This is a genomic window from Gordonia sp. UBA7860, assembly GCF_002500165.1.
Lineage (GTDB): Bacteria > Actinomycetota > Actinomycetes > Mycobacteriales > Mycobacteriaceae > Gordonia > Gordonia sputi.
In genome coordinates this window covers 24,366-40,077 of sequence record NZ_DLSO01000072.1, presented here as the reverse complement: position 1 = coordinate 40,077, position 15,712 = coordinate 24,366, and the positions used below count along the sequence as shown (strand labels likewise).

General features: G+C 65.7%; 15 protein-coding genes and 1 tRNA gene. 7 read left to right on the top strand and 9 right to left on the bottom strand.

Features of this window, described 5'->3' with window-relative positions:
• Both cobF and B3T59_RS09565 read right to left on the bottom strand, forming a co-directional pair.
• Positions 1-726, bottom strand: a 726-nt coding sequence (gene cobF, locus B3T59_RS09570; protein WP_287002116.1) for a precorrin-6A synthase (deacetylating), incomplete at its 3' end; no start/stop codon positions are given.
• 7 nt (positions 727-733) lie between these two features.
• Complete coding sequence (locus B3T59_RS09565; RefSeq protein ID WP_287002114.1) at positions 734-1,555, bottom strand: SDR family oxidoreductase; 822 nt, start codon at positions 1,553-1,555, stop codon at positions 734-736.
• Positions 1,556-1,712: 157 nt separating this feature from the next.
• Here B3T59_RS09565 and B3T59_RS09560 point away from each other — a divergent pair.
• A tRNA-Arg gene (locus B3T59_RS09560) sits at positions 1,713-1,785 on the top strand.
• Positions 1,786-1,882: 97 nt separating this feature from the next.
• Here B3T59_RS09560 and B3T59_RS09555 read toward each other — a convergent pair.
• From B3T59_RS09555 to B3T59_RS09535, 5 genes are all read right to left on the bottom strand, one after another.
• Positions 1,883-2,407: a hypothetical protein gene (locus B3T59_RS09555; protein WP_287002113.1), complete on the bottom strand. Its 525-nt coding sequence runs from the start codon at positions 2,405-2,407 to the stop codon at positions 1,883-1,885.
• Positions 2,400-3,380: an alpha/beta hydrolase gene (locus B3T59_RS09550; protein ID WP_376782587.1), complete on the bottom strand. Its 981-nt coding sequence runs from the start codon at positions 3,378-3,380 to the stop codon at positions 2,400-2,402. Before B3T59_RS09550 ends, B3T59_RS09555 begins: the two co-directional genes overlap by 8 nt.
• Before the next feature lie 410 nt (positions 3,381-3,790).
• Positions 3,791-4,735, bottom strand: coding sequence for an endonuclease domain-containing protein (locus B3T59_RS09545; RefSeq protein WP_251722591.1), 945 nt, complete (start codon positions 4,733-4,735; stop codon positions 3,791-3,793).
• Positions 4,736-4,854: 119 nt separating this feature from the next.
• Positions 4,855-5,286, bottom strand: coding sequence for an SRPBCC family protein (locus tag B3T59_RS09540; protein WP_287002112.1), 432 nt, complete (start codon positions 5,284-5,286; stop codon positions 4,855-4,857).
• Between the two features lie 95 nt (positions 5,287-5,381).
• Positions 5,382-5,891: a MarR family winged helix-turn-helix transcriptional regulator gene (locus B3T59_RS09535; protein ID WP_287002111.1), complete on the bottom strand. Its 510-nt coding sequence runs from the start codon at positions 5,889-5,891 to the stop codon at positions 5,382-5,384.
• 61 nt (positions 5,892-5,952) lie between these two features.
• Between B3T59_RS09535 and B3T59_RS09530 the strand changes: the two genes are divergently transcribed.
• From B3T59_RS09530 to B3T59_RS09520, 3 genes are all read left to right on the top strand, one after another.
• On the top strand, positions 5,953-7,179 hold the full coding sequence (locus B3T59_RS09530; protein WP_287002110.1) for an FUSC family protein: 1,227 nt from the start codon (positions 5,953-5,955) through the stop codon (positions 7,177-7,179).
• 184 nt (positions 7,180-7,363) lie between these two features.
• Positions 7,364-9,535: a glutamine synthetase III gene (locus B3T59_RS09525; protein WP_064905149.1), complete on the top strand. Its 2,172-nt coding sequence runs from the start codon at positions 7,364-7,366 to the stop codon at positions 9,533-9,535.
• 102 nt (positions 9,536-9,637) lie between these two features.
• Entirely contained in the window at positions 9,638-11,263 is a 1,626-nt protein-coding gene (locus tag B3T59_RS09520) for a PucR family transcriptional regulator (RefSeq protein WP_251722590.1), read from the top strand.
• A gap of 82 nt (positions 11,264-11,345) precedes the next feature.
• Here B3T59_RS09520 and B3T59_RS09515 read toward each other — a convergent pair whose 3' ends face one another.
• The gene (locus B3T59_RS09515) at positions 11,346-12,050 is read right to left on the bottom strand and encodes a GntR family transcriptional regulator (protein WP_064863265.1); all 705 of its coding nucleotides are present in this window, start codon (positions 12,048-12,050) and stop codon (positions 11,346-11,348) included.
• Positions 12,050-12,583 (bottom strand): HD family phosphohydrolase, encoded by a 534-nt coding sequence (locus tag B3T59_RS09510; protein ID WP_251722589.1) that lies wholly within the window; start codon positions 12,581-12,583, stop codon positions 12,050-12,052. Before B3T59_RS09510 ends, B3T59_RS09515 begins: the two co-directional genes overlap by 1 nt.
• Positions 12,584-12,680: 97 nt before the next feature.
• Between B3T59_RS09510 and B3T59_RS09505 the strand changes: the two genes are divergently transcribed.
• From B3T59_RS09505 to B3T59_RS09495, 3 genes are all read left to right on the top strand, one after another.
• Positions 12,681-13,835, top strand: coding sequence for a TIGR03364 family FAD-dependent oxidoreductase (locus B3T59_RS09505; protein ID WP_251722588.1), 1,155 nt, complete (start codon positions 12,681-12,683; stop codon positions 13,833-13,835).
• 28 nt (positions 13,836-13,863) lie between these two features.
• Positions 13,864-14,547, top strand: coding sequence for a phosphonatase-like hydrolase (locus tag B3T59_RS09500; RefSeq protein WP_251722587.1), 684 nt, complete (start codon positions 13,864-13,866; stop codon positions 14,545-14,547).
• Between the two features lie 114 nt (positions 14,548-14,661).
• Positions 14,662-15,711: a 2-aminoethylphosphonate ABC transporter substrate-binding protein gene (locus B3T59_RS09495; RefSeq protein ID WP_287002108.1), complete on the top strand. Its 1,050-nt coding sequence runs from the start codon at positions 14,662-14,664 to the stop codon at positions 15,709-15,711.
• Position 15,712: the final 1 nt, after the last annotated feature.

Sequence of the window (15,712 nt, the reverse complement as noted above, 5' to 3'; positions counted from 1 at the left end):
GATCCAGCCGACGCGCTCGCGGGCCGCAGCGCGTTCCGCGGCGATGCGCTCACCCACGTCACCCACCCGACCACTGATCAGGATCTCGTCCGCGGTACCCAGATAGGCGCCCCACCAGATGTGATCGTCGGGGTGTGCGGTGTGCCGGAACGCGAGGTCGGCGTCGAGCATCACGATCTGGTTCGAGTCGACGCCAGGCGGCGTCTCAGCGAGCCGACGTCCCGTCGTGATGTGGATGGGTTCGCCGATCCGGTTGGCGACGATTCCGTGTGCGGCGGTCAGCGCGCTGGCGCTCGTCACGCCCGGGATGACCTCGACGTCGAGGGTCAGATCGGACCGGTCGGACAGATCGTCGACGATGCGCAGCGTGCTGTCGTACAGCGCGGGGTCGCCCCAGACCAGGAACGCCGCGACTCCCCCGCCGGGCAATTCGTCGCGCAGCGCGGAAGCGATCAGATCAGCTCGTGCCGCGTGCCAGCGTCGCACTTCGGCGTCGTAGTCGGCGGGCGCGCGATCACGCGGCGGGTCAGCGATCTCGATGAGCCGATGCGACGAATTGGCATGGCGCGCAAGGATCTCCTTCCGAGCGTCGAGCAGCCCCGTCTTCGCGCTCCCCTTCTCCAGCGCGATGAACACCTCGACGTCGGCCATCGCCTCGATCGCCTGGAGCGTGATCTGCCGTGGATCACCGGGACCGACCCCGATGACCCGCAACGCTATTCGCATCGTCGAATCAGATCTTCACGCGTCGCAGACCGTGTTTGCGGGCGGTCATGTCGAGGATGAACTGGCGCGGCAGCAGGCGTCGCATCGCGAACACGAGTCCCGCCGAATTCCCCTTGGCGTAGAACGGCTTCGGATGCTCAGCCAGCGCGGCGTCGACGATGACGGCCGCCATCTCGGCCCCACTGATGCCCGCTTCTTCATTGTGTCGCGTTGCGGCCGCGAGGGTCTCGTACTCGTCGCGGTAGGGCGAGTTCTCGCCGATGTAGATGCTGCGCCGGTCACCGATGCCGGTGGCGATCGTTCCCGGTTCGACGCTGATCATCCGAATCCCGTACGGTGCGACCTCACGTCGAGTCGCGAACGCATACGCTTTCAGTGCCGATTTCGTTGCGGCATAGTTGGATCGGAACGCCACCGGGAAGCTCGACAGCATCGACCCGACCATCACGACCGTTCCTCGACGCCGCTCACGCATACCCGGGAGCACGGCCTTGGTCAGCGCGATCGGCCCGAACACGTTGACACGGAACAGATCTTCGACAGCACTGATCGGCGCGTCCTCGAGCGCGCCCGCCTGCGACTCGCCCGCGTTGTTGATGAGGATGTCGACGTCGCCGACCTCGCGCGCGCACTCGGCGGCACTGTCGTAGTCGGCGTTGTCGAGCCGGACGTAGGTCACTCCGGCGATGGGGTCGGCCACGCTGTCGGGATGGCGGCTGGTCCCGTACACACGGTGGCCCGCCGACGCGAACTGACGGGCGACTTCTTCACCGATGCCGCTGGTGGCGCCGGTGACGAGGACGGTGAGCGGAGACGATGCTGTGGTCACCGGTTCACCGTATCGCCTACCCACGCGGTCGCGGGTGAACGGGTGATACGACGCCGAACCCGCCCACATCGTCGGCAGCCCGCAATGCACCTCACGCCGATCGAGGCGCGAGGTGCATTGCCGTCGCGGACCACCGCTGCCGTAGACTCCACACGTCGCCTCAGTAGCTCAGGGGATAGAGCATTCCTCTCCTAAAGGAAGGGTCGCAGGTTCGAATCCTGCCTGGGGCACTGTGACATCCTTGCCGGCCTCCGGCCGGTGTGCGCCCACTGAGTTTGAAAGAGATTCACGCGGGCGCACTGTGACAACCTTGCCGGCCTCGCACTTTCAGCAGAGCGACTTCGACGCATCGACGAACACTGATACCTCCTTGTCGCTCGCAGCCCTGTGCAGTTGAGCCTGCAGGAGCGCGGCAGCGTACTTCTTCGCACTGTCCTGCCCACTGCTCGCACCCACTCGACAGACCGCGTCGCCCAGTGACGCCGCAGCGCTCGGGTCGATCTCGAGTCCACCCTCCCTCAGCTTCCGCTCGAACGCGGACTGCTGGGCCGGCTGCGGAGGCGCGACGGACTCCACCGACCCGTTCGTGGGCAGTTCGGCGGGTCGCGTTGCCTGCGGTTGTGCGCTCAGCTTCGGGGCAGAGGGCGTCGTCGACGGGCCCGCGGACTTCTCCACAGAGCCCGTCGTCGCCGCTGAGCTCGACGCTGCCGTTGAGCTCGACGCCGTCGCGGCCGACCTGTCGCCGGAGGCGGAGGTGTCGTCGGTCCCGCATGCGGCGATCAGACCGGCGCAGGCCAGCCCGAGAATCGCCGCGGGAATGCGGCGGCGGCGAGCAACATGACGCTCAGACACGGAAGAACCCCCTGTTCAGAGCATTCCATACGGCGTCCTGCCAGTAGGGCCAGTCGTGCAGGCCTTGGACCGGGAAGTCGGTCATCGTGGGCAGCCGGTTGACCATGGTCTGGACGTCGAAGACATGCGTCAATGCGGACGAGAGCAGTTCGAGCGGCGCCCCTTGGAGAATCAACGCCGGGTTGGCGAGCAACGCCTGTGGCGTCGCGGTGTAGCCCGGTATCCCACTGCCGGTGAAGATGAAGGTACGGATCCCGTGCAGCTTGTTCACCTGGACGAACGGATCGTTGTCGAGCCATCGGGTGCTCCACGGCGGGCCCCACATCGCGTCGGCGTTCATCGCGGGCGTACCACCGTCGAGCATCGGGAAGATCATTGCGGCGCGGATCGCTTCACGCATACCGGGCGCAGACAGGTTGAGCATGCCCGACAGCGATCCCGCCGCGTCGAAGTCGCGATGGTTGTTGGCCGCTGTGATCAACGCCGAGCTGCCACTCATCGACAATCCCATGATCGCGTAATGCCCTGACGGACCACGTAATCCGCGTTGGTCCATCGCTGCGACCAGACTCTTGTTGATCACGCAGCCCCACTTGTAGGTGTAGCCCTGGTTGCTGAAGTTGTCCGGCGCATTCCAGTCGGTGTAGAAGCTCATGTATCCGCCGACCGGCTGCACGACGTTGACCCCGTGATCCGCCAATCGCGCGACGTTGGTGTTGTGCTCCCACCCGCTGACGTCGTTGGTCGCCCGCAAGCCGTCAAGCATCACGACGGTCTTCTTGTTCTGCGGACGCGTCCACGCGCGCACCTTGACCGTCCCGGCCGGACCCCCCGGACTCTGCGTCGGCATGCCACACCCGTTGATCCACCAGGTCTGAGCCGCAGGCGCCGCGTGCGCCGTACCCTCCCCGACCGCGACGACACCTCCGACAGTCATGACGGCCACTGCCGCCACCCCCAGCCGACGTCCCATACGTCTGAGCCCTGACCTCGGCCACCAACGGCGCGAAGCTCTCACCTACATCACTCCTCGAACCTGGTTTCAACACCGAGAATCCACGCACCAGGCAACGCGGACCACGCAGAGTTGATCGAGCGACCAAGACCGGTCGTTACCCCGGAAAACGGAGTGAGCTGAGAGCGTCGGATTCCGAAAGGTTCTGTACATCAAGAGAAGTCGACGTTGTGAGCCTTGTCATAGGCGAACTTCCAGGTCGCTTCCAGGCGACTTACAGGAGGACATTTCGGAATGAACAGACCCTGAGAGGTGGCGCACCGCAGCCTGAGAGATCGTGACCGATTCTCACAGGTGTGTCAGCCGAGTTGCGTGGGATGCAGGGGTACACAAATGCCCCCGAGGATCCCACGCAACACGATTACCCGTCAGATGCGCGGGACCCCGGCGTCGATGAGGTCGCGCACCACCTCTTCGGGTTCGGTACGCAACTCGACGGCGGTGCAGCGGAGTTCACGTCGGTCTCGAGCAACCAACCGGCGCTGTCGCCGCAGGTCGTCTTCCCAGGACGAGTGAGTGCGATGAAATGCACCGTCGACCTCGAGCACCAGTGTCGATCCGTCGGGCAGATCCCATTCGGCGTCGGTGTACCGAGTCCGACCCGCGCTGTCGGTGCGACGCCGCTGACGCACCGGGGGTTGTAGCGAGTACTCGCGGCACGTCCTGACCAGGTCGATCTCGGCCATCGACTCGGACCCGCCCGAGATGTCGTCGAGAAATCCGCGCAGCAGAGGTTTGTGACGCAGCCGTGGCAGCTTGTCGCACCAGGTGAGCAGCCCCTCGGCCGTGGTCAGTTGCTGCTGCACGACGGCAGCGAGAAGACCACCGGCCGACCGCGCCGATGCATGCTCACCCCACGCACCGTCGTTGAGCGCGGAAGCCAATGTGAGGGTCGCGGGCTCGATCCGCAGCGTTGTCATACCCGCGCGTCGCACGGAGAGCGAGGTCAGGTCGTGGCGGGTACGGACGTAGTCGATTCCGTCAGGCGCCCTCCGCGCGCTGCGATCGTCTGCTCCGACAAGGAACACCACCGGCCCATCCTCCCAGCCCTTCAACCCATGCACCGCCAGGGCAGCGCGACCCGCCAGAGCTGTTGTGCCACAGGGGTGTAGCGCGCCGATCCACACGCGCTGCGACTCGCTCGGAGCACCTGGAGCGAGCATCAGAACCCGCGGACCGAATGCCTTCCACTCACCGCAGCCGACTCGCCGCCGCACGGTTCGCTTGTCGACGCCTGCCTCAGCGAGCTGCGCACGTGTCGCAATGTTCTCCTGCCGGTGCGCGAGCGCCAGCCACCCCTCGTCAGATCGCACCCGCTCAGGATGTCGCAGATCCGACGCGACGCCGAGAATCTATCCACAGACCCAAGTTGTGTGGGACACAGGGGTACAAAAATGCCCCCGAGGGTCCCACGCAACTCGGACCCGAGGCGTCAGACGAGCTGCGACCGCAGGTTGTTGTCGGTCTGCTTGATCGCCTGGCCGACGAACGGCTCGAGAATGGCACCCAGCGCACGCCCGCTGAGCCCGCCGGGGAGTTTGTACTGGAACTCGACCTCAACCCTCGTTCCGCCATCGGTGTCGGCGAATCGCCAGGTGGTGTTCGCGGGAAAGCCGTCGACGGACACGAGGGCGATCAGCTCACCGTCGACCCATTCCTTGGTCTCGACCGTGGACTTGAGCAGCTTCGGCCCCACTCTCATCTCCGCGTTGAACGTCGCGCCGAGACCGGACGTGTGGTCGGTGGTCGGATCGAACCGAGTGATCCCGAACATGTAGCCGGGCACGTTGTTGTAGTCGTTGACGTAGTCGAACACCCTCTGACGTGGCACATCGATCACCGCGCTGTGGCTCACCCCTGGCATCTGCACTCCTCGTGTTGTTCCGCCGAGACGGCGGTGGACGCAACTACGCACAATGTTCCATTACCCGTTGTCGACGTCGACAATCGGGTCACACCTCACTCGACCAGGTCCGCCGAGATGCGTCGCAGAAGGTCGACGAGCTGTGCGCGTTCGTCTGCGCTCAACGGGGAAAGGACGTCGGCATCGTCGGCGAGCCTGTTGGGAAGTTCGGCGTCGACCAGCGCCCGTCCCTCCTCGGTCAGTTCCAGCAGCACCACCCTGCCGTCGCGCTCGGACTTGCGTCGCGCAAGCAGTCCGCGCCGCGAGAGCGCCTCGCTGATCTTGGTGATCGACGCTCCGCTGAGCATGGTCGTCGACACCACCTCACTGGCACGCAGTGGACGGTCCGACCTGGCCAGAGCGCTGAGGACGTCAAACTCCGACCGTCCGATCCCGTGTGCCTCCAGCTTGCGGTCGAGTCGGTGGTTCGAGACCGTCGCGATGCGCTGAATCCGACCGAGGATGCCGATCGGCTCGATGTCGAGGTGGGGATAAGACCGCGCCCACTCCGCTTCGATCCGGTCGACCAGGTCGCGGCTCGCGCGGGTGTCGGGAGTGTCGGTCACGTGACGATCATAACGACCCCGTATATTTACTTCACTAGTAAAACAGTGATAAATTAGTCCGATGCAGCGCTCCCTGATCACTCCGCACGTCCGTGTCCGCGGTGCAGCTCTCCAACATGCGGTGAGCCCGACCACCTGGCGCGACGCCCTGCGCCTCGACTTCAGCCGGACCGGCGTTGCCGCCCCGCTGCGGGTGGGTCTGGCCGTCGGAGTGGTCCTGGTCGTCGGCGCACTACTCGGTCTTCGCGACCTCGCGGGCCTCGCGGCACTGGGCGCGCTGGTCTCGGCGTTCTGCCGACCCGACCCCTACCCCGTCCGCGCTCCCCGACTGATCGCACTCGGCGTCGGGGTCACCGCGGTCATCGCGGTCGGCGCGACGATGGGCACCTACGCGAACTCCATCGTCTCCGAGATCGTCGTGACCGCCGTGCTGGCCGGGATCGCGTGCTACGTCGTGTCGGCGCTGCGCATTGTCGGACCGGGCGCCGTCATCTTCGTCTTCGCCGCGACCGGCGCAGCAGGGTACGCACACAGTGCAGCCGACATCGGCCGTGCGACGCTCGCCTCGGCGATCGGCGCCGTGATCGGCATTCTCATCGCCCTGGCGCCGTGGTCCGTCGAGCTACTCAGGTCGCGACTCCTGAGATCGAGTCCAGACGACGCTGCGTCGAAAACTCCTCCAGCGCAACGCGAATCGATCTGGGTCACCCTCGCGGGCGGACAGGCCCCCGCGCATCGTAAGCACCTCGCCGTGACCGCGATCCGCATTGCGATCGCTGCTGCGATAGCGGCCACGATCGCCGTCGCCATCCATCTCGATCACCCGATGTGGGCCGCGATGGGTGCGGTCGCGGCGATGCAAGGCGTCGAATATCACCTCACTGTTCGACGTGGCGTCCAGCGACTGCTGGGCAACCTGGGCGGGGCGGTGATCGCGGGCGTACTCCTCGCGGTGCCGCTGGGATACTGGGGCGCGGTCGCTGGCATCGTCATCTTCCAGGTCCTCGCCGAGATCCTCTCGACCGTGAACTACGCGCTCTGCTCGCTCGCGGTCACACCCATGGCACTGCTGCTCACCGGCCTCAGTGCGGGGTTGAGCCCCGAGGCGGCCGTCGATCGCGTGCTCGACACCGCGATCGGGATCGTGGTCGGGATCGTCGTGGCCGCACTGACGGTCCGCGGACACGACATCGCGGCGCTGCATGGTCACGCCGCGAACGCACCGCAGGCCGACGCCGAACCCGAGCTGCCCCAACCGAACTCCGCGTCGAATCATTCGCGTATCTAGAGGCCTGACCAGTTTCGCACCATTGTGAAGCGTGTTTTCACGAGCGTCACATGGAGGCAATGACCTGGGTACGTGGTGCTCATAGCGTCGTTTTGCTTGAACCAACGACACTCACTCTTCGGGGCCACCCGGCCACGGCAGGCGCACACGCGTCGCACCGGAGAGCCGACCCAGGAGTTTATGTATGAGTGGCAGCATGTCCCGCCGTCAGGCCATCGAGGCCGTGACCACGTACGAGATGGAATGCGACGGCTTCCCCGAGCCACTGGCAGACACCTTCGGCCGCAACGTCTTCACCCTCTCGGCGATGAAAACCCGCCTGCCCAAGCACGTCTTCAAGGCTGTCGCGGCAACCATCGACAAGGGCGTTCCACTCGACCCGACCCTCGCCGACTACGTCGCCTCCGCGATGAAGGACTGGGCCATCGAGAAGGGCGCATCGCACTACGCGCACGTCTTCTACCCGCTGACCGGCTTCACGGCAGAGAAGCACGACTCGTTCCTCGAGCCCGACGGCGCCGACGGTTCGCTCGCCGAATTCGCAGGTAAGACGCTGCTGCAGGGCGAGCCCGACGCCTCGAGCTTCCCCAACGGCGGCCTGCGCGGCACCTTCGAGGCGCGCGGCTACACCGGATGGGACGTGACGAGCCCGGCGTACATCCTGGAGAACCCGAACGGCAACACGCTGTGCATTCCGACAATCTTCATCTCGTGGACCGGTGAGGCCCTCGACAAGAAGGTGCCGCTGCTACGCAGTCAGCAGGCGATGAGCAAGCAGGCCATGCGTGTGCTCAAGCTCTTCGGCCACGAGGACGTCGACACCGTCGTGTCGTACGCGGGCCCCGAGCAGGAGTACTTCCTGATCGATCGCCACTTCTACTTCGCCCGCCCCGACCTGATGACGACGAACCGCACGCTGTTCGGCGCCAAGCCGTCGAAAGGGCAGGAGTTCGACGACCACTACTTCGGCGCCATCCCCGACCGCGTGCTCGCGTTCATGATCGAACTCGACCGCGAACTGTTCAAGCAGGCCATCCCGGCCAAGACCCGCCACAATGAGGTCGCACCGGGGCAGTTCGAGATCGCCCCGGTCTTCGAGCGCTCGAACATCGCACACGATCACCAGCAGCTCATGATGACCACCATCAAGAAGGTCGCCGAGCGCTACGGCATGATCGCGTTGCTGCACGAGAAGCCGTTCGCCGGCGTCAACGGCTCGGGTAAGCACGTCAACTTCTCGATGGGCAATTCCAACCAGGGCAACCTGCTCAACCCTGGTGACACCCCGCACGAGAACGAGCAGTTCCTCGTCTTCTGCGCGGCGATCATCCGCGGCGTACACAAGTACGGCGGGCTGCTCCGTGCGTCCATCGCCTCGGCGTCGAACGATCACCGGCTCGGCGCCAACGAAGCGCCGCCCGCGATCATCTCGATCTTCCTCGGCGAGCAGCTCTCCGACATCTTCGACCAGATCGCGAAGGGTGGCGCCAAGCAGAGCAAGACGTCGGGCGTCATCGAGCTCGGTGTCGACACGCTGCCGCCGTTCAAGGCCGACGCGGGCGATCGCAACCGCACCAGCCCGTTTGCGTTCACCGGCAACCGTTTCGAGTTCCGTGCACCCGGCTCCAACCAGTCGATCGCCGACCCGATGATCGCGATCAACGCGATGCTCGCCGATTCGCTCGAGTACGTCGCCGACTTCCTCGACAAGGAACTCGCTGCGGGAACCGAGTTCCACGCCGCAGTCCAGAAGCTGCTCGAGGGCATCATCACCGAGCACGGCAAGGTGGTCTTCAACGGCAACGGCTACTCCGACGAGTGGCAGGAAGAGGCGGAGTCGCGCGGATTGCTCAACCTGCGCACCACCGTCGACGCGATGGCACAGTACGACCTCCCGGAGATCAAGGAGGTGTTCAGCAAGTACGGCATCCTGTCCGAGCGCGAGCTCGAAGCACGCAAAGATGTTGTGCTCGAACAGTATTCGCTGGCCCTGCTCGTCGAGGCGAAGGAGACCCTCGAGATCGCCAAGACGATGATCCTGCCCGCGGCAACGCGTTACATGGGCGAACTCGCGAGCACCGCGGCAAGCCTCAAGGCTGCGGGAATCGAGATGGAGACTCCGGCGCTGGGCACCATGACCGGCAAGGTCAGCGAGCTCAACAACGCCATGGACACGCTCGAGGACGCTATCGAGGGCTTCCACGGCGAGACCGTCGAGGAGGAGTCGGAGTACGCACTCAAGTCGCTGATCCCCGCGATGAACGGCGTGCGCGACGTCGCCGACGCGCTCGAGGGAGTCGTCGCCGACGACCTGTGGCCGCTTCCGACGTACAACGAGATGCTGACCATTCTCTGACGCGAACACGTGACGTGCCCGCCGGGATATCTCCCGGCGGGCACGTCGCTTTTTGCGAACTTCTTGGCCGATCCGCCAGGACTGATCGGTATCTTTGTCGATATGGATGAATCGGGTGTGGGTGTGGGGCGGCTGTTGCTCGCGCTCGACGCGACGCTGGCGTCACTGGCTGCCGCACCGCGAGGCCTTGACGTCGTGATCGACTCGGTCGCGCTCATCGACCCCGACGACCTGCGCCTCCCGCTGCACACGTCGGCGCGCGACGCGGATCTGTTCCTGATGGTCGGAGTCGACGCCGACGACGTTGTCGGATGGCTCCACGGGTTCGGATCACAGATGCCTGTCGCCGTCATGCTCAAATCGCCTTCGGCGGAAGCTATCTCACGCATCGCCGAGCTTTCCGTCGCGGTCATCGACGTCGACCCGCACGCGCGGTGGGAACGCATCTATCGACTTGTCCTGCGAGTGCTGGAGGCGTCGTCGGTCCAGCCCGGCGCCGAATCGATGCAGGCAGGCAGCATCGGCGACCTCTTCGAACTCGCAGCAGAGGTCGCGCGGCGCACCGGTGGGCTCGTGAGCATCGAGGACGCGCGCTCGCATGTACTCGCCTACAGCAGCGCCGGTGACGAGGCCGACGAGCTCCGACGATTGTCGATCCTCGGGCGCGAGGGACCACCGGACATGCTCGCCTGGTTGCGCCAGTGGGGCGTGCTGGATGCGCTGCGCACCACCGAGACACTGGTGTCCGTCGAGGAACGCGGCGAGCTGGGGTTGCGCCCGCGGTTGGCGATCTCGATCCGCTCTCCACACGAGCGGGGAGTCGGCGACTACCTCGGCGCGATCTGGTTACAACAGGGGCGAGATCAGTTCGCCGACAACACCTCCGACATTCTCGCGGGCGCCGCCGCCGTCGCGGCGCGCATCATCTCTCGACGACGCAGCGCGGGTAGCGGACATGACGAACTGGTGCGCCGACTACTCGGAGCACGCGGTGAGACGGTCGACTCGGAATTCCTTGGCAATCAATTGGGCATCTCGCCCGACACTCACCTGCTGGTGGTCGCGTTCGGCGGCCTGCTCGCCGATCCGTCGAGAGCGTCGGTTTCCTCACCTACACCCGCGATGATCTCCGCATTGACGTTGCACGCCAGCGCATTCAGCCCACTTTCGGTGACGTCGACGATCGGACGGCGAGCCTACGTCGTGCTTCCCGGTGCCGATCAGGACGCAACGGTCGCGTGGGCCGGCTCGGCGGTCGCGGCGGCGCGTCGACAGTTCGGAGTAGAAGCGCGTGCCGTGGTCGCGGGGCCTGCTGCCGGGCTTGGGTTAGCGCCGACGTTGCGGACTCAGGCCGATCGCGTTCTCGATGCGGCACAACGCGAATCGGATCTGATCGAACCCGTCACGACGGTCGCGGCGTCGACGACGGGAGTGCTGCTCGGCGAGATCGTCGCGTTGATCGAGGACAATCCGGAGCTGATCGACGCCCGCGTCCTCGACCTCGCGGCGCGCGACGAAGCGTCGGGAACCGAACTCACACCGTCACTGCGCGCGTATCTCGACCATTTCGGCGACGTCCGGGCAGCCTCCGCCGCGCTGCACATCCATCCGAACACGTTGCGCTACCGGATTCGTCGCGTGCGGGAGCTGACGGGCATTGACCTCGACGACCCGACCACCCGCCTGGTCGTCGCGCTGACGCTCCGGGTCCCGCGACCCGCAAGCTGAGCGGGCGCCAACCCCACCGCTGGTTGAGCCGGCCGCGAGCGCAGCGAGCAGCCGAGTCGAAACCCACTCGCCCGGCGGCGCCTCACTCCCGCAGCGTGGCCTCGAAGGCGATGCGGTCGCCGCGGAAGAGCGACCACACCACCTCAACGGGCTGGCCGTCGACGTCGAGAGATCTCCTGCGCAGCAGCAACATCGGCATGGCTGTCGACGTCTCGAGCAGCCCGGCCTGCCGCGGGCTCGGCAGCGCCGTCTCGATCCGCTCCTCGGCGCTGGCGAACGTGACGCCCTCGGCACGGATCGCCGTGTACAACGATGTCTCCGGATCGAAGGTCTCGTAGAAGTGTCCGAACCGTTCTTTCGGGAGAAACGTACTCTCCAGTCCGAGCTTCTGGCCGTCGGCGAGCAGCACGCGTTCAAGGTGCATCACAGTCGAGCCGGGTGCCAAGCCCAAACCTGCGCAGACGGACTCGTCGGGCACGGCGTCGTCGAACGTCACCTTGATACGACTGGGTACCCGGCCGAACTGGCGCGCACCCTCGGTGTAGGACTTCAACGACAACGGCTGCACCATCTTTGGCGCCGACACGACCGTTCCGCGTCCGCGCCGTTCGATCCGACCTTCGACGAGCAGTTCCTGCAGCGCTTGGCGTACCGTCTCGCGCGCGACCGAAAACCGTTCGGACAGAACACGTTCGGACGGCACCGAGTCGCCTTCTTCGAGGTCGGCGAGTACGTGCTCGAGTTCGGTTCGCACCCGCACGTACTTCGGCTGGGTGTCGGGCGCCATCAGTGGCCACGCCGCTCGACGCCGAGCACACGCCGCGCGACCACCACGACCTCATCAATCGTGAGTGCCGCGGCCCCGGGAACCTTTGCCGCGTCGTCGAATCGGCGCAGCGCGATCGCGTCGGGCCACCACGGGTGCCGTGTCCACTCCGCACCTGGATCGGCGGCGCCCCCCTGCTCTGCGAGCGAGGCGACCGATGTCGCGGTCAGCTCCTTCGCATAGGACCGGTCGTGCGCCGCGAGCCACTTCTTCGCCGCGACGTGCGAACCCGCAAGCCACCCGACGCGGTCGCCGAATCGCGGGGTCAGCCAGGCCCGCGCATCGTCGTCATGGCGAGTAGTGGATTCGACAAGCGGACTGTGCCCGACGTCGTGAAGGACAGCGGCGACTACCAGTTCGTCATCCGCGCCCGCCACCACAGCCTTACGGCCCGCCTGCAGCGCGTGATCGAGCTCGTCGACGGCCTCTTCGTCCCACACTCCGCGCAACGAGCGCAGCACGTCCTCGACCTCGGCAACCACATCCGCACACATGAGATTCACTCTACCAATTTGGTCTAGACCAAGAGTTAACCCAGAGTTCTCCGAAACGTCCTTTATTGGTCTAGACCAAACGGGCACACTAGTGCACATGAAGGTGATCATCGTCGGAGGCGGAATCCTCGGTACATCGCATGCGCGAGCAGCCATCGAACGCGGACATGAGGTGCTGTTGCTCGAACGAGAGCGTGAGGCGCGTGGCGCAACAGTCCGGAACTTCGGACTCGTCTGGGTATCCGGACGGTCCGCGACCGAACTCCCCGCGGCGCAGCGCTCCCGTGACCTCTGGGAAAAGATCGGAGCCGACGTTCCCGGTATCGGCTTCCGACCGTGCGGCTCGATCACACTCGTCCGCACCGCCGCTGAACTCGCCGTCGCAGAAGAGACTCTCGCACAGGGGGATTCCGCCGAGCGCGAGTTCACGCTCCTCGACCCCGCCGAGGTACGCGCGATCAATCCCGCGCTGCAGGGCACCTATGTCGCGGGCCTGCACTGCGCACGCGACGGAGCCGTCGAATCTCGTGTCGCGCTCCCAGCGCTTCGCAGATTCCTCTCCACCACAGGACGTTTCGAGTATCTCGGAGGTCGGGAGGTCCGATCGGTGACGTCGACCTCGGGCACTGTCGAGGTCACCGACGACACCGGCGCAACCCATCGCGGCGACGCCGTCGTCGTGTGCACCGGAGCCTCGCACTCGGGCCTGCTACGTGAGCTGGTCGGCGAGCAACCACCGGTCCGCCGGGTCCGGCTGCAGATGATGCAAACCGCACCGTTCGACGAGAAGCTCACCACCGCAATCGCCGACGGCGACAGCTTCCGCTACTACCCCGCGTTCGCGGGCGACGCCCTCGACCATCTCGGCCGCGTGCAGTCGCAGTCGCCCGTCGCTGCTGAACACCACATGCAACTGCTCTGCGTGCAACGTCTCGACGGCGGGCTGACGATTGGCGACACCCATGCCTATGACCGAACCGCCGACGGCGACGATGCCGACATCTTCGGCTTCGACGTCACCGAAGACCCCTATCAGCACCTCGTTTCAGTGGTCGAGAACCTGCTCGGGCGACGCCTTCCGCCCATCGCACGACGCTGGGCAGGCGTCTACTCACAATGCCTCGACTCCTCAGAACTGTTGTACCGCAGCGAGGTCTCGCCCGGCGTCTGGGTCGTCACCGGCCCGGGTGGGCGTGGAATGACGCTCGGCCCCGCCATCGGCGACGACACCGCAGACCTCATGAACCTCTGAACACTCGCCAGACGAGAAGGGAAATACTTTGTCCGACAACCCGATCACACTCGCAGTCCTCGACATGGCAGGCACAACGGTCGCCGACGGCGGCTCGGTACTCGCCGCGTTCGACGCCGCGGCCGCAGCCGCAGGCCTACCCACCGACGGCCCCGGCCACGATGAAGTCAGGCAATACGTCGTCGACACGATGGGGCAATCCAAGATCACCGTCTTCCGGCACCTCGTCGATGGTGACGAAGCCCGGGCACAGGCGGCCAATGCAGCCTTCGAGAAGGCCTACGACGCACAGATCGCCGACGGCGGTGCCATCCCTATCGACGGTGCGGCACAGGCCATTTCGCAGCTACGCGACGCAGGTATCAAGGTCGCGCTGACCACAGGCTTCAGCGCGAACACTCAGAAACTACTCATCGACTCCCTCGGCTGGCACGATCTCGCCGACCTCGTCATCGCGCCGTCGGAAACCCTGCGCGGCAGGCCTTTTCCCGACATGATTCTGTCCGCCCTCATCACACTGCGCATCGACGACGTGCGTCAGGTCGCTGTCGTCGGTGACACTGCCAACGACATCACCAGCGGCGTGCGCGCAGGCGCGGGCATCGTCGCGGGCGTACTGACCGGCGCACATGACGAAGACACCCTCCGCGCGGCAGGCGCGACCGATGTCGTCGCCGACATCGGCGCCGCTGCTGCATTGTTCGGCAACTGATCACCCGGTCGACACCACCTAGAACTACACCATCCATCCACATCCGTTGTGCTGCATCGGCGCGGCACAGCGCCATCCGCCACGCCCACGTCATCACCCACAGGGGGTTCTCTCATGCGCATTTCACGTCTTACCCGCACCTCGATGCGAGCCGTCGCTCTTGCCGCGACCGTCGCAGTGGTCACGCTGACCGCAGCCTGCGGCGGTACGGGGTCGTCCGACTCCAGCGGCGGCAAGACATTGACCGTCTACACCGCAGACGGACTCGGTACCTGGTACAAGAGCGAGCTCGCGAAATTCAAAGATCAGACCGGCATTTCGGTCAACATCGTCGAGGCCGGCTCGGGCGAGGTCGTCTCCCGCGTGCAGAAGGAACAGTCCAACCCGCAGGCCGACCTCCTCGTCACGCTGCCCCCGTTCATCCAAAAGGCCGACGCCGACGGACTTCTCGTCGCGCCGGGCGTCGACACCACCGGCGTCGATCCGTCTGCCGTAGGCGGCAACTACGTCGGCATCGTCGACAACTACCTGTCGTTCATCCGCAACCCGTCCGCACAGCCTGCGCCCGCAGCGTGGAACGATCTTCTCGACGCGCGCTTCAAGGGCAAGATCCAGTATTCGACGCCCGGCCAGGCAGGCGACGGCACCGCGGTTCTGTTGCTCCTGCAGCATCTGATGGGCAAGCAGGGTGCGCTCGACTACCTCGGCGAGTTGCAGGCCAACAACGTCGGGCCGTCGAGCTCGACCGGAAAGCTGCAACCGAAGGTGAGCAACGGCGAACTGCTCGTCGCCAACGGTGACGTACAGATGAACCTCGCGTCGATCCGCGACGACGGCTCGAAGTTCGACCTGTTCTTCCCCGCCATGCCCGACGGGTCGCGAACCACGGTGTCGCTGCCGTACTTCGCGGGAGTCACCAAGGGCGCGCCGCACGCCGACGACGCCAAGAAGCTCCTGACGTTCCTGCTCTCAAAAGACGTACAGAACACGGTCGGCACCGACGCGCTCGGCGTCTCCGTTCGCACCGACGTCGCCGCGCCCACCACGTCGCCGAGCCCCGCACAGACAATCCAAGGCGTGACGATCTGGCACCCGGACTGGAAGTCGGTCCTCTCCTCGCTCGACGCCGACGTCGCCGCATATCAGAAGGCAACCGGTAGCTGAC